Genomic DNA, 13,545 nt, shown 5'->3' on the forward strand with positions numbered 1-13,545 from the left:
TTCTCAGCAGGCTATGATAATCCCATGAATGAAACAGAAAAATCAACGCATTTTGGCTACCAAACCGTCCCTGCTGATCAAAAAACTGACAAAGTAAAGTGTGTTTTCGAATCGGTGGCGAGAAAATACGATTTAATGAATGATCTTATGTCCTTAGGGATTCATCGGTGGTGGAAAGATTTTGCAATTACTCAATGCCGTTTGCGAACCGGTCAACGTATTTTGGATTTGGCCAGCGGCACGGGAGACCTTTCTAAACGAATCAGTCCGTTAGTGGGCGATGAAGGTGAGGTTGTGATTGCCGATATTAACGCCGCCATGTTGAACGTGGGGCGTCGTCGCCTTTTAGACCAAGGCATCTTTCGAAATATTCAATTTATTCAAGCTGATGCTGAAAAACTGCCGTTTCCTAATAATTTTTTCGATCGTATCGTCATCGGTTTTGGGCTGCGTAATGTCACCGATCAGATGGCCGCATTGCAATCAATGTGCCGTGTTATCAAACCGGGGGGGGGTGCCGTTATTTTGGAGTTTTCCAAACCCACCCTGCCCCCGTTGAAAGCCGTTTACGATGCCTATTCTTTTCAGTTGTTGCCTCGACTCGGCAAACTCGTAGCCAAGGATGAAGAGAGTTACCGATATTTAGTCGAATCGATTCGTATGCATCCCGATCAAGAAACGCTATTGAGTAAAATGACCGATGCGGGTTTTGAAGATTGCGATTACCATAATTTAAGTGGCGGAATTGTAGCCGTTCACCGAGGTTATAAATTCTAATGATGACGTTGGCTCTATCTGGCTTGGAAAAAGCGCTCAATGGTTATATTCGATTAGACACGGATACGGTTAAGCAACTTTCTAACCTTGAAAATAAACGGATTAAAATCCAAATTTCCGATTGGAATATTGAATTTTTTATTATTCCTCATAAGAACGGTGTACAGCTATCAACTAGCACCAACGCCGAAGCCGATACGATTATTTCCGGATCTTTATTCTGTTTATGCAGAACGGGCTGTGCCAAAGGCGAAAGTTCTGCTTTATTCAAAAACTCAATTGAAATTAGTGGTGACACGGAAGTCGGCGAAAAAGTACGGAGTATAATGGTGAATATGTATATTGACTGGGAGGAACACTTGTCAAAAATGACCGGCGATATTATTGCTCATCAAATCGGTGCCGGCGTACGCCGCACGATTAATTTTGGTAAATTGGCTGCAACATTGATTTCTGAAAATTTAAAAGATTATTTACAAGCGGAATCACAATTGGTACCAACAATGGATGAAGTCAATTCCTTTATTAAGTCTGTCACTCATTTACACCACGCCGTTGAACGCGCTGAAATACGAATTCAACGATTATTAAGTAAAAGGAAATCGTCCGCATGAGACGCCTTTTTCAATTAATCCGGTTAATTCAAATTAATTTCATCCTGCTTCGGCACGGTTTTAATCGCCCTCTCATTGGCGAGCTATCGCCTTCGTTGCGGCTTTTAAGCTATTTAAACCCTTGGAGTTTTATTCAAAAAGACAAATCTCGCGGTGAATCTTTTCGCATCGTGATCGAAGAATTGGGCCCTATTTTTGTAAAATTTGGTCAGTTATTATCAACCCGCCGCGATTTATTGCCGGATGATATTGCTGAAGAATTAGAAAAGTTGCAAGACCGAGTTCCTCCATTCCCAGGCAAAATCGCCAAAGCCATGATCGAAAAATCCTGCAGAAAAACTATTGAAGACTGCTTTGTCACTTTTGATGAAAAACCGTTGGCTTCTGCTTCTATCGCTCAAGTTCATGCGGCTACGCTTCACGATGGCAGCGAGGTCATTGTCAAAGTTTTACGTCCGAACATCGCTAAAACAATCCAGCGAGATGTTGCCCTAATGTATCTCGGTGCAAAATTAGCCCGGCGATTTTGGCGACATGGCAAACGACTAAAACCAGTGGAAGTCGTTACGGAGTTTGAACACACCATTTATCACGAATTGGATTTAATGCGCGAAGCCGCCAACGCCTCTCAATTACGGCGTAATTTCGCGAACTCCGAAAAAATGTATGTGCCCAAAATTTATTGGGACTACGTTCACCAAGAAGTGATGGTCATGGAGCGAGTCTACGGCATTCGTATTTCTAATATAGCAGGATTAAAAGCGGCTAATACCAACCTTAAGAAGTTAGCGGAATATGGTGTCGAAATATTCTTTACGCAAGTATTGCGCGATAGTTTCTTTCACGCGGATATGCATCCGGGTAATTTATTCGTGGATGTGAGTGATCCGGAAAATCCGAAATACCTAGGCGTTGATTTCGGCATTATGGGAGGGCTGAGCCCTCAAGATCAACGTTACATTGCTGAAAATTTATTAGCGTTTTTCAAGCGCGATTATCGGCAAGTGGCTATTTTACATATCGAATCCGGTTGGATTTCAGCGGATTCCCGAATCGATCAATTTGAGGCGGCTATTCGCACGGTTTGCGAACCTATCTTTGAAAGACCGTTAAAAGATATTTCCTTCGGGAAATTATTATTACGTTTATTTCAGACAGCTGATCAATTTAATATGGAAATTCAACCGCAATTGCTTCTGCTGCAAAAAACCTTGCTTAATATAGAAGGCCTTGGTCGCCAATTGTATCCAAATTTAGATCTGTGGCGAACCGCCAAACCTTTCATTGAAGACTGGATGCGAAAACAACATGGACCACGCTATCTACTCAATACAGCTATTAAAGAATTTCCGCTGGCTGTTGAGACAACTTTAAAATTGCCACGTTTATTCCATAACGTTTTACATGAAATTCATTTCCGCCAAAATTTAGAACGAAACGAACCTCCCTCCCCTAGCCAAAAACAAAAACGCGGTTTTATTTTGGGAGCCGGCTTTGCTTTTCTAATAAGCACCCTTCTTAGCTTTCCCATCGCCCCCAAGCCCGCATCTCCTTGGGAGTGGACTGCTTTAGGAGGGGGCATTTTATTAGTAATTATTGGATGGTTGGCACCAAAAGACTAAGGGGCTAAGAGAAACACCGATGGTGCTTTTCTTAGCCTTTTAGCCGGGATCAACTATGTTTGAATTGCTGTGAGCAAGTTTGAAAACTGGATAATAAATAGTCATTTTACACACCTTATTCACAGCTTCACAGTGATACCGCAGTTAGCGATTTTTTCTGTTCAAATTTTTTTAATCTGGTATTGGCGATAACAATAATTTTTTATAAAGGATACGCTGACAAAATAATTCAGAACACGCCAATTAAATAGATGGTTCGATACTCAAATCGATCCGTTAGCCAGCTCGTTAAAAAAGCGTAAAGCTGGAAATTAAAATTCCCAATTTATTAATCTTAAGCGTTACCGCGAGTGGGAAACCCAGGTATTGGTTTAAATAATCGACCAGTAAAGAAATAAAAAAACAGTGACTGAAGCTAATCCCACTAATAATGCACTCTTAATCACGTTCTGCCGAAAATATTTTAGCAATCTAATGAGCGCTACCCGTTGCAACTGACTTTTCACTAGCCTTGATAAAGCAGTAGTTTCTTCTAAATGGCGGCGCAAAGAACAGCTAAAATAAAGAAAATTCACCGACAAAAAAAGGAACCCGCCAACCGTAACTATAAAGGCTAGGTGGTGTGGTCATTGTCGTCAAAATCATCGTGGCGAAAGAGCCAGGCAAGAGGCCAGCATTAATACTGACAAACAACGTAGCGGTTGCGAGACCTCACCGGTTGTTATCGACGTGCTCAACAACAAAGGTAATTGCCCCGGGGATTTCCCCGCCTAATGTGCAAGTTCCTGCATGATCCAAAATAAAACCAGTAATACCGAGGCAGTGATTCCAATCTGGGAAATGCTTGGCAATAAAGCTATACCAAACGCAGAAATCGCCAAAGTGCGAAAAAAGGATTTCAGCGAGCGGACGAAAGAGATAGCCGATGAAAAAAACGATCAGTGTTTTCAAGCTAGCGAGAAACGGCGCACCACTAGGAAAAAATAGTTTTTCGATCACATTAGCTAAACAAAAATAGATAATAAAATCATAATATTAGAGGATACCGCCCAGTGACGTGAGAAACAATACTTTCTTTTGCTGGAAAGTTAATTGAGCTTTCTGGGACATACGGATATGAAACAAGTATGGAATTAATGGATTGGCGAAACTTTCACTTTCTTTGAATAAAGTAACAAGCGTTTCCGACGAACAGGCACGCTGTAACCCAGCACGCCGTCATCCCGTGCGAAGGCCGTCTGCCGAAAATAGGAGAAAATAGATAACTTCACGACCGAAGGCACGGGATGACGGGAAGTGTTAACTCATCTGAGCTTTAAGGAAAAAGCTAGATTCCCCGAAAGGGCTTCATCAGCAGTGAACTTTTCGTCTTCATACTGTTAGATAAACCTAGGAATTCTTTTTATCTTTTTTTGAAGTGTTAGTTTTCTTACTCCTTCTCCTTGTACCTGTGTTATTGACTCTTTCATCACTTTTTTGATTTCTTCCCAGCTCGAGACCTTTCTCATTCTAAAAGAGACTATCACAGACTGCTTAAAGCTTTCGTAACTTTTCCATATACTCTTTTTAGTATTTTTTTAACTTGTTAACACCTCCTGCCTTTTCCTTCGGCGTGAGAGCAGGAGATTGAGTATTTTCTTGTTTGTTTTCTTGCTTAATTTCAAGCTCTTTGGGTGGCGTCTTTTGCTCGAGTAAGCCAATAATCTTATCCAGTTCCGGTAATGGCAGTGTGGAGTTAATGTTGCTCATTTTCCTTGCATATGCAAGTGCTGATCTACATTGGGGTCAGAAACAAATTGATTTTTGGCAGAGGCTTTTTTAATAAAATATTCAGCACATTTCCATGCTAACTGGCCTATTACATAGTGTAAAAGAGGAAGCCCGTCTTGAGAAAAAAATTTCAAATGCCCTAAGAGAGGTTAATTCACGTCACGAAAATAGGTCAGCTTCTCTTGATGAGGCTTCCTATCAGCTTCAAGGAAAAATTGTGGTCCATTAATATATTGACCACTGAAATACCTTCCGGGTGTCGCAACTAAAGGAGTTCGGACCACCGGAGTTGTGGAATTTTTCACTTCATTGGGCTCATTATTGCGTGAAGGATTATAACTTAGTGTAACAGCATGTCGATTTTAACTACTTAAACTTCGACTTCCTAACCCTGATGCCGTTAATCTCTCACTTACATCTTCACTCTGCACTTTTTCTTCTTCTGTCAAAGCACGTGGCAACAAAGCTGAAGTTTCGTATAGCGGAATTCTCTTATTTGGCTGAAGAACGTGATATTGTCAGAAGCTATCGCAATTTCCGATAATTCTTGCGTAAATGCACGAAAATCAGAAACATCTCGGGGTGGTGGGAAGAAAAAAATATTCGATGTTTTTTCGAATTATATATTTTTTGTATTCGTGTTTAACCTAAAGGTCCCACTCTCAGACACCGATTGCCCTATCATCTCTATTTTGCTCGCTTTCTACATGAAAATAATTATTCGGGGTTCCGAGACTGTTTTGAAACGAGGAGCCCCTTCCTCATCGCGTTCAGACTAATGGGCTCCCACTACAAGTAAAGTAATCGCTAATTTAGCCTGATTATTCCAACAGTTAACTTCTTTTTCCAATTTTTCGAGCGGGTTAAACGCTAATTAATTAATTCTTATGTTAAAGGTTTTTTATGTTCGCGTTGGAATCAGTATAAGTTCGTAATTTTTATTAGTGGAAATAATGTTCTCGACGATGACCTCTAATTCTTCATTAGTAAATTGTTCCTGCTCTGCTACCTCGGTGAATTTTTCCTTTCTTTTAGGCCACAAATGATAGCTTTGCGTTATGCCTTGAGCTTCCTTAATTCGTTTTTCTCTTTCAGTTGCTTGTCTTCTCATACAATTTTCTACTATTAGAATCATAATTGGCCTAGTTTAATCACCTAAAACCATACAAACAAGCATAGATCAATCAAAATATACTTTGAAATATAGACTTTTCAGCTAAATACTTATCGCTTATTTCCCTTTTTAGATTTCGTCAAACCCTAATTCAATATAAACTGCTTTTAACTTTAAATGAAGGAGGGGAATAAAATGCCTGTTCCTTTTTGTTTTACAGATTCTGATTTTGGAAGTGGCACCCAAAAAATATTCGTACACCTTAAGTTGAGAGGCGAGCAGGAATTTATTCATCTTTGTTTCGAATTCAATATTAAAAATACCTTAAATGGGCATAGCATGGAAACGGCTTGTTACCTTGTTTATGGATACGACGCTGAATAACCCCTTAAGGGTAAATCTCATTATAGTTGGGGCTCAAGAAAAAGAAGATCAGGAAGGCCGCCTGGAAAGATTATTCGGTGTGCATCCCCCAGGAAAATCTGATCCTCTATCCCAAAAACCTCAAGTCTTTTTACCATCCCACCCTGTCAACTGAAAGGATTTTCCAATTCAGGAAAGTGATCAAAATGCATGGAATTTTATTATTGAATATTTGTCTAACGCATTAAGCAAAGAGATGGCTGCCATTCTAAAAGAGAGCCAACAGAAATTAAAATACTATTGACAGATGATTCTTAAGGAAAGATTTAAAAAAGACTTACTAATACCAATAACGAACCTCTCTGTAGGGTAAACCATACTTTAGTGGCCTTAATAGGATCGATCTCGCCAAAATTATAAAAAATTCCCGGGTCCAAGAAGAAAATTCAAAGGAATTGTGAGCCTTTCTTAGCCCTCTTTTTTTAATCCTGAATGCAATGACATTGGCAATCATGCGTATCTAAAGGCCATTCAAAACGCTGCAAACCGTATATTATATAGGTTCCGAAATCTTTTATGGCACAAAAACTTCGATATCTCTACTCGCAAACACCATCGCATCCTTAGAGCAAGCTCTAAAAACAATGGAAGATAATTTCCCTAATGTAGAGCAAAAACTTCCCTACCTTGATGAATCATCCGATTACCTCGAACCTGATAAAACCATCTATGTAATCTACGCGCTACCCCTTTCATCCTTTCCAGACGGTGTTTCGTTTCATATTCCACCCACTAAAATAAGCTATGTACCCCTTAATTTCTAAGGAAATTTTCTAGGCAGCGATGAAAATACATCTTCTCTCACCCTTGAGTATGTAGATATTAAAAAATAACTCACCTACTCAGCTAAAGCTGGAACTACTGAAATCAAATCAAGAAGAAAAAGAAGAATCTAAAAGGAAATATAGACAAGTATTTTTAACTCCTCAGACCGTACACAATTTACATTGGGATTTGGTCGGAATGAGAGCCTCCTTTACTTGCTGTTTATTCTTCAAGAAATGATCTTAGTTAAAGATAACGATAGCGACAAATCATCATTCTTTAAACTTTTAACTAATGTAAAAACGTATATAAAAAGCTTCACAAAAATTCTGAACGGGGATTTACCTAAGATTGGTATAATTTAGTTTGCTTATTTATCCAAAAAACTTTGACTGAAGAGCTAGAACAAATATTTTCCGAAGCAGATAAAAATAAAAAAGAGTCTGAACAATTAAGTAGTAGCAACCTGAACCAATAACAGGAGAGTCGAGGTCGACGCATTGCCATGATTGTAGTTTAAATTTCCACCACCGTTTTTGTGGCAGGGTGGATTCGCAACGCAATAGTTGAATTCAATAACGCTGTGCTTGTTTTGCAACTTGATGAGCTAGAGCCAGTAATTTTTATTATGTCGATAGGTTTTTTTGTAAGCCTTTAATTCCTTAGTGATAGGCCAAATAAATAGAGAAGGTATCGGTTTTTGAAATGTCTAATTTTATGTGGGCCAAATTGGCATAACAACCGACAAAATAAATAGCGTCACTAAAATCATTACCATTACCATTACCATTATCATTACCATTATCATTACCATTACCACTCAATTTCCCTACCGCTTTGAAATAGTGCCGCCATGTCTCATCGAGAGCTTGCGCATAACCCGAAGCGATCGTTCATCGAAACCAAGGGATAAAACCCAACAACCGTCGGCGCGGTGGTTCAGCATGAGAATTGAAATGAGACTCTTGGTAGATAAAAGACATTTGTACGCTAATAGGAATTCCAAAACGATGACGTGTTGTTTTAGCTGCCCAAAACCATTCGGGATATTGCTGAAAAATTTCGCACACATGTTGTAGGTTTTGCGGGGACGACTTTGAATGACAATCGTCCAAAAAAAGAAGAGAAATCAATAATAGCAAAATTAGAAACTTTTTCATCACATTAATAGCTAAAAAAGACATAGGAATTCATGTAAGACCCATCGTCAGCAAAAAGAAAGCGTACAAAATCCTTAACTGCCGTAGCGATAACCGTTGGGCGGTTTTTACGCCGAATGGCGAAAAAATAATAATAGCCGGAGGATGCAAACGAACCCTAAAAGATTTACAAATCCTAAGGAATACGGTGTGCAACCCAGTGCATTCCATCCACTAATAATTACTCCAATGCTCCCAATGAGACCAATAAAAATCGGGATGGCGGAAGCTAATGCAATCGATTTTTTAATCGAATAGTTGTACGCCTGACAAAAAGGAATCCTAAAAGTACCGCCGCCCATTCCCAACAAGATGGAAAATCCACCAATTAAAACGGCGATACTCCCCACCCGTGCGGTTGACCTTCGATTTCATTTCCCGTTTCTTTTTTTAGAATCACATACAAGAATGAAGCATGCAAATATAACGCAAACAGTATTTTTAAATACGCTGTTGGAATAAACTTAATAACCAAAATTCCCGTAATTGCGCCAATTAAAATAAAAGGTATGCCCTATTTTAATAAGGGAAAGTCGAAATTTCCTCTTTTATAATGATTACGCGCTGATAAAAGAGCGTTCGGAACCAGTAAAGCAAGCGAGGTACCAACGGTATTATGCATCACTGCCTCATAACTGGCATTAAAAAAGGAAAAGATAGTTAAGAACACTTGAACCAGAACTACGCCGCCACCTACGCCAAACAAACTTTCTAGATAACCCGCTATTCACCAACAAATAATAAAAGCAGTGCAGAATAAATATCTTCAATCGGCGTTGGCATTAATTTCTTGCTTAACTAGGAATAGACTCGTTAACCAATGGCACATATCTACTACCCTTTTCTTGTTGTAAGTTTTTTGATCCTTCTTTCAGCCAAAAGGACACGCCTAATGCAATTAAAAAGCCAATAGGAAAGATCAACATTGCCCACCGAAAATCAAAAATATTGTAGCCAGCAATATGACTAAAATAGCCAGCACGTAAATCGATCAAGTGCCCGAAAAGCGGCTGAAAAAGCGCTTGGCCACCCATCGTTGTAATGCTGACCACGCTAACTGACATCGCCGTGATAGCGGGAACACTATTTTCAGCAACCGCTGGATATCCAATGATTTGAGTACTTGTCGATAACCCCATCGCTAAAAATAATATTAACAAGTGGTAAAACGATAATTGCGGGACCAACATTAGGATTAAAACTAAGATAAATGAAATTATCGCACCGATTAACATCGGTAAACGACGTAACCCTATTTTATCTGAACCCCACCCGACTGCCGATCCCCCAATAACCGTGCCCCAAAATAGCATACTGGTTATATGAGTCGCGTCAATTCTCGTCATGCGCTGAGCGCCAACGAGGTATAAAATTCCCCAAATTCCTCCTAACAAACTTAATGGTAGATTCATCAAACAAGTATAAATTCCTCCCAACCAATTTTTCACATTTAAAAAAGCCAAACCCATACTTTTCCAATAACCAATACTCTTACTCTTAATCTGTTGTTGTTCCAGTTGATGACGGTTCAATATAAGTGGGTGGGTAATCAGCGATGACAGCAAAGATCAATAAAAAATTAACGCTCCTACCGCCGCATCAATTACCAAGGCGTTTCGCCAACCCACCATGTGTTGAAGGAGCATTAAAGGCGTCTGCGCAGCTATTCCGCCCAACATGGCTATTGTAACAATAACGCCAGTAACAAGTGCTAACCGAGCCGACGGAAACCATCGCGTCGCTAAACTAATGACACTTAAGAAACAAAATGCGCTCCCAATTCCGGTTAAAAACCGAAAAAGAGAAGCCCAGAAAATCGACGTTGTCAACGCAAACGAGACAATACCCAAAATGCAAATTCCGAGAGAGCAAAGAATGATTTTCCGTGTGGAATAGCGATCGAGTAACATACCGGCCGGAAGAAGAAAAATAACGTTAGAAATAAAATAAAAAGAAGAAAGTTGACCCAAGCTAGCTCTGCATTGATATGAAAAGTTTGCGTCAGCGGGTTGCTAATAGCATTGAATATATTCATTTGAATGAATTCATAAAAGAAAAAAGCGATGCCGTTAAATAGACTATCCAAGCACACAGCGATCTTATAGAGTTTGTTGAGGTTGGTAATGTTAGGCTGTCTACACTAATCACTGGGTTTTGCATTTTGACACTCACGAGAAGAAATACAATGTGTTTCTCGCACAAAGTACGCTACTACCAGCGCTAACACAAAAGCGATTGGCATAATCACCAATGCTAATTGATAATCGCTGGGTGAAAATATCGGGACATAATTGACAATGTGATGCCACACCGCAATTTCATTAGGCGAGCAAAAAAGGATTGGCTGAACCCGCCGGTCATAATTAATACGGAAGCCATCCCTTCCGCTGTTCCTGTCAATACGAGAGGATTGCTTTCGGCGATTAAGGGATAACTAAATAATCTGAGTGCTGCTAATGAATCCTAGCCCTAAAAAAATAACGAGGAGCGATAAAAAGGATAAATTAGGTTCATACATTAACAGTAATATTAAAATTAACGAGACACAATGGCGCCAAAAGCCATCGGCATGCACCGACGCTTTATTCGATCTGATAACCAACCTATAACGGGCAACCCAACGATTGTACCGACAAATAACATTGAAGTCAGTAAAGAAGCATCGGGTCGACTCAGCCCACGAATTTGCACCAGATAAAGGACTCCCCACATCGCACCCAATAAAAAATGGGTAAATTTATTAGTGAGGTATATAAACCCCCAAACCAATTTTGGCGGTTTTTAGTTGTTTGCGGTAATGCATGCCAGAATCCGAGATCGTGCAGCTGAGCCTGGTGATTCTGAAAAATGCTTCCTTGCCCAGGCGGATAATCTCTCACAAAAAACACAATCAAAAACAGCATAACTAGACCGAAAGCGGCATCGATTAATATTGTCATCCGCCAACCCACGGCGTCCGTCAATAAGATGAAAGGAGTTTTTGCAATGAAACCGCCGATCATGGCGAAAGTAACGATTAAACCGATAATTAATGCCATGCGACGCGGCTCAAAGCAACGCGATGCTAATGAACGTTACTTAATAAGCAGAATGATCCTAGAATGATCCTGCAATGCCAGTGACAAAACGACAGACATCCGCCTGCCAAAGCACAGTGGAAGCCGCAAAACCAAAGGTACAGATGACGCTGGTCACCATGGCCAAGATGATCACTTTACGAGTGGAAATTCGATCGAGAAGCATCCCAACTGGGAAAAGAAAAATAACATTAGCATAAAAATAATTGGCGGATAAATGACCCAGCGGGTAGCACTGATGTGAAAAGTCTGCATTAAAGCTGGGCTCAGCACGTTGAAGAGGTTGAGCTGAATAAATTCAAAAAAGAAAAATAGAGAGGCGGCGAAACAAACAACCCAAGGTTGTAAAGGGTAATCGTAATTCATTTCGTTTTCTGGGCTCAATCTCGACATGATCAGCGCTGGTTCCGGGATACCGATTCCCCCGCTAAATTAAGCCAGGATTATATATAAAAATTTCTTAGAAGGATAGGCCGTAAATTGGGCTTCGCAAGCTCAGCTCAACCTACGACTCAATTGCCAGAATAAAGAATGAACATAGTTAAAAGCTACGTTAGCCATTTATTTTGTTTGCGTCGGTTGTCCTAATCGAAAATGCTTGCGGCAGGTGGCCGTGTATCGATCGTTGCCTCCAAGGTGGATCTGTTCTCCTTCGCGGATGGGATTTCCTTCATCATCAATACGTAAGTTCATCGTCGCTTTTCGTCCGCAATGGCAAATACTTTTTATTTCAATTAAAAGATCCGCCCAAGCCAAAAGATAAACACTACCTTCGAATGGTTCGCCTTGAAAATCGGTACGGATGCCGTAGGCTAGGACAGGCAAATTAAGTTCATCAGTCACCAAGGCTAGCGCTTCAACCTGTGATTTAGTTAAAAACTGAGCTTCGTCTACTAGCACACAGCGAATATTTGGGTTCTCTGTTAATTTATCCGAAATATATTTAAATAAATTTGTATCCTTGGTAAACACAATGGCTTTCCCCGAAAGCCCAATCCGGGTAGTGATTTGTCTTTCTCCTTCACGATCATCAACAAGGGGCAAAAACACCAACGTGTCCATCCCTCGTTCGTTATAATTATAACTCGACTGCAAAAGGGTTGTGCTTTTGCCTGCATTCATAGCGGAATAATAGAAATGTAATTTTGCCAAGCTATTCCTTTCAGTTTTATTTTCTGGTATTTAATTTTTAAGATTTATAATGATGAAAGCGTTTCTCATAATTATTCGATTGATGCAAAATAGTTTTAAACACAGTCTTGGCTATTTCACCGAGGTACCCCTTCTTATCAGCTTGTTGTGACAGAAAAGCTAAAATTTTATCTTCTCGCGCTTGATCCATGAACTGATTTTTTCCTTTTTCTAACTCTGCGGCACGTTGAACATAGATAAACCGATTCTTGATCAGAAGAACAATTTTTTTGATCAATTAAATCAATTCTATCTCTTACACAGTCATGTGTCACAACGCTTTGCAAGTATTAACTACTTAGTCCTTGGTATTGAAACTGCAAACGCAGAAAGGACAGGAACAAGGACGCAAGCAAGCAATAAAAATCTGGTACAGTGAGTCTTCACTAGATTCTCCCTCTCGTCATAAAGTATGAATATGCTATAGTCTAATTAAAATATCAAAGCTAAAGAACCCTAGCAATGGTTAATAATTTCCTTATTCTTGTTTTTATTCTTCTAGCTGCTATGCATCATTGGATCAAACGCAACCAGTACTCAAAAAACAAATCGTGGATTTGTATCTTTCCTATTCTCCATTTTTTACGGTGGATTTGGTCGGTCTAATCGGATTTATCAGTCACGTTTTTTATGCCGATCAAACAGCACAAATGATTGGGTGGACGCCCGGGAGTCCGTTTCAATTTTAAGTGGGGTTTCACGATGGCGCTTGGAGGGTGTTTGGCATTCTTTCGTTATGGATTCGGGATAAATTTTGATTAGCGACAGGTTTGAGATGGTCTTTCTTTATACTGGGAGCCACCTATGGACACATTCATCAAATGGCCGTTCACGGCAACTTTGCTCCCTATAGCTATTGATGAGTGGGGTAAGGTGATCCACACGAGAGGGGTTAGGCGCTCAATATGTGTCCACTGTGGCAAGGCCTTAAGGTGGCTTGTGTGGTTGATAGAAGCGTGTGGAGGCGCGAACCATTGGTATCGGGTTCATGGG

The 13,545-nt window shown here is 40.0% G+C and carries 10 protein-coding genes and 7 pseudogenes; 6 read left to right on the forward strand and 11 right to left on the reverse strand.

Features of this window, described 5'->3' with window-relative positions; genetic code table 11:
* Window positions 1-24: 24 nt before the first annotated feature.
* Genes ubiE through ubiB form a run of 3 tightly spaced genes read left to right on the forward strand, consistent with a single transcriptional unit; the run spans window position 25 to window position 3,013 of the window.
* On the forward strand, window positions 25-777 hold the full coding sequence (ubiE, locus tag OWO34_RS09210; RefSeq protein WP_267257280.1) for a bifunctional demethylmenaquinone methyltransferase/2-methoxy-6-polyprenyl-1,4-benzoquinol methylase UbiE: 753 nt from the start codon (window positions 25-27) through the stop codon (window positions 775-777).
* Window positions 777-1,391: a ubiquinone biosynthesis accessory factor UbiJ gene (locus tag OWO34_RS09215; protein ID WP_267257281.1), complete on the forward strand. Its 615-nt coding sequence runs from the start codon at window positions 777-779 to the stop codon at window positions 1,389-1,391. Before ubiE ends, OWO34_RS09215 begins: the two co-directional genes overlap by 1 nt.
* Window positions 1,388-3,013 carry a ubiquinone biosynthesis regulatory protein kinase UbiB gene (gene ubiB, locus OWO34_RS09220; protein WP_267257282.1) on the forward strand — a complete coding sequence of 542 codons (1,626 nt, stop codon included), beginning with the start codon at window positions 1,388-1,390 and terminating at the stop codon, window positions 3,011-3,013. The genes OWO34_RS09215 and ubiB overlap by 4 nt, the downstream gene beginning before the upstream one ends.
* Window positions 3,014-3,245: 232 nt before the next feature.
* Here ubiB and OWO34_RS09230 read toward each other — a convergent pair.
* The 4 genes and pseudogenes from OWO34_RS09230 to OWO34_RS09240 all read right to left on the reverse strand — a co-directional run.
* Window positions 3,246-4,138, reverse strand: a pseudogene (locus OWO34_RS09230) (MFS transporter); the annotation flags it as partial.
* 441 nt (window positions 4,139-4,579) lie between these two features.
* Window positions 4,580-4,762, reverse strand: a complete 183-nt coding sequence (locus OWO34_RS09615; protein WP_323808291.1) for a hypothetical protein — start codon at window positions 4,760-4,762, stop codon at window positions 4,580-4,582.
* Window positions 4,763-5,684: 922 nt separating this feature from the next.
* Window positions 5,685-5,894: a hypothetical protein gene (locus OWO34_RS09620; RefSeq protein ID WP_323808292.1), complete on the reverse strand. Its 210-nt coding sequence runs from the start codon at window positions 5,892-5,894 to the stop codon at window positions 5,685-5,687.
* 132 nt (window positions 5,895-6,026) lie between these two features.
* Window positions 6,027-6,143, reverse strand: a complete 117-nt coding sequence (locus tag OWO34_RS09240; RefSeq protein ID WP_267257287.1) for a hypothetical protein — start codon at window positions 6,141-6,143, stop codon at window positions 6,027-6,029.
* Between OWO34_RS09240 and OWO34_RS09245 the strand changes: the two genes are divergently transcribed.
* Window positions 6,093-6,281, forward strand: a complete 189-nt coding sequence (locus tag OWO34_RS09245; protein WP_267257288.1) for a hypothetical protein — start codon at window positions 6,093-6,095, stop codon at window positions 6,279-6,281. The two genes, OWO34_RS09240 and OWO34_RS09245, sit on opposite strands and share 51 nt — an antisense overlap.
* A 1,376-nt stretch (window positions 6,282-7,657) precedes the next feature.
* On the opposite strand, the pseudogene OWO34_RS09250 reads toward OWO34_RS09245, so the two are convergent.
* The 7 genes and pseudogenes from OWO34_RS09250 to OWO34_RS09280 all read right to left on the reverse strand — a co-directional run bounded on the left by OWO34_RS09250 (window position 7,658) and on the right by OWO34_RS09280 (window position 12,939).
* Window positions 7,658-8,269: pseudogene (locus OWO34_RS09250) on the reverse strand (transglycosylase SLT domain-containing protein).
* Window positions 8,270-8,352: 83 nt separating this feature from the next.
* Window positions 8,353-8,634: a hypothetical protein gene (locus OWO34_RS09255; RefSeq protein ID WP_267257283.1), complete on the reverse strand. Its 282-nt coding sequence runs from the start codon at window positions 8,632-8,634 to the stop codon at window positions 8,353-8,355.
* A 164-nt stretch (window positions 8,635-8,798) separates the two neighbouring features.
* Window positions 8,799-8,954, reverse strand: coding sequence for a hypothetical protein (locus OWO34_RS09260; protein WP_267257284.1), 156 nt, complete (start codon window positions 8,952-8,954; stop codon window positions 8,799-8,801).
* Between the two features lie 124 nt (window positions 8,955-9,078).
* Window positions 9,079-10,486, reverse strand: a pseudogene (locus OWO34_RS09265) (MFS transporter).
* Window positions 10,425-11,775 (reverse strand): annotated as a pseudogene (locus OWO34_RS09270) (MFS transporter). The pseudogenes OWO34_RS09265 and OWO34_RS09270 overlap by 62 nt, the downstream one beginning before the upstream one ends.
* A gap of 147 nt (window positions 11,776-11,922) precedes the next feature.
* Window positions 11,923-12,513: a thymidine kinase gene (locus tag OWO34_RS09275; RefSeq protein ID WP_267257285.1), complete on the reverse strand. Its 591-nt coding sequence runs from the start codon at window positions 12,511-12,513 to the stop codon at window positions 11,923-11,925.
* Window positions 12,514-12,550: 37 nt separating this feature from the next.
* Window positions 12,551-12,939 (reverse strand): annotated as a pseudogene (locus OWO34_RS09280) (chorismate mutase).
* Between the two features lie 75 nt (window positions 12,940-13,014).
* Here OWO34_RS09280 and OWO34_RS09285 point away from each other — a divergent pair.
* A pseudogene (locus tag OWO34_RS09285) lies at window positions 13,015-13,406 on the forward strand (DUF6790 family protein); the annotation flags it as partial.
* Window positions 13,357-13,545: pseudogene (locus OWO34_RS09980) on the forward strand (hypothetical protein); the annotation flags it as partial. The pseudogenes OWO34_RS09285 and OWO34_RS09980, both read left to right, overlap by 50 nt.

This window comes from Coxiella endosymbiont of Ornithodoros maritimus, assembly GCF_907164965.1.
Lineage (GTDB): Bacteria > Pseudomonadota > Gammaproteobacteria > Coxiellales > Coxiellaceae > Coxiella.

Bases quoted from the DNA above. Each gene is read 5' to 3' on its own strand.
- OWO34_RS09245 (WP_267257288.1), top strand. From the start codon at position 6,093: ATGCCTGTTCCTTTTTGTTTTACAGATTCTGATTTTGGAAGTGGCACC.
- ubiE (WP_267257280.1), top strand. From the start codon at position 25: ATGAATGAAACAGAAAAATCAACGCATTTTGGCTACCAAACCGTCCCT.
- OWO34_RS09620 (WP_323808292.1), bottom strand. From the start codon at position 5,894: ATGAGAAGACAAGCAACTGAAAGAGAAAAACGAATTAAGGAAGCTCAA.
- ubiB (WP_267257282.1), top strand. From the start codon at position 1,388: ATGAGACGCCTTTTTCAATTAATCCGGTTAATTCAAATTAATTTCATC.
- OWO34_RS09215 (WP_267257281.1), top strand. From the start codon at position 777: ATGATGACGTTGGCTCTATCTGGCTTGGAAAAAGCGCTCAATGGTTAT.
- OWO34_RS09615 (WP_323808291.1), bottom strand. From the start codon at position 4,762: ATGAGCAACATTAACTCCACACTGCCATTACCGGAACTGGATAAGATT.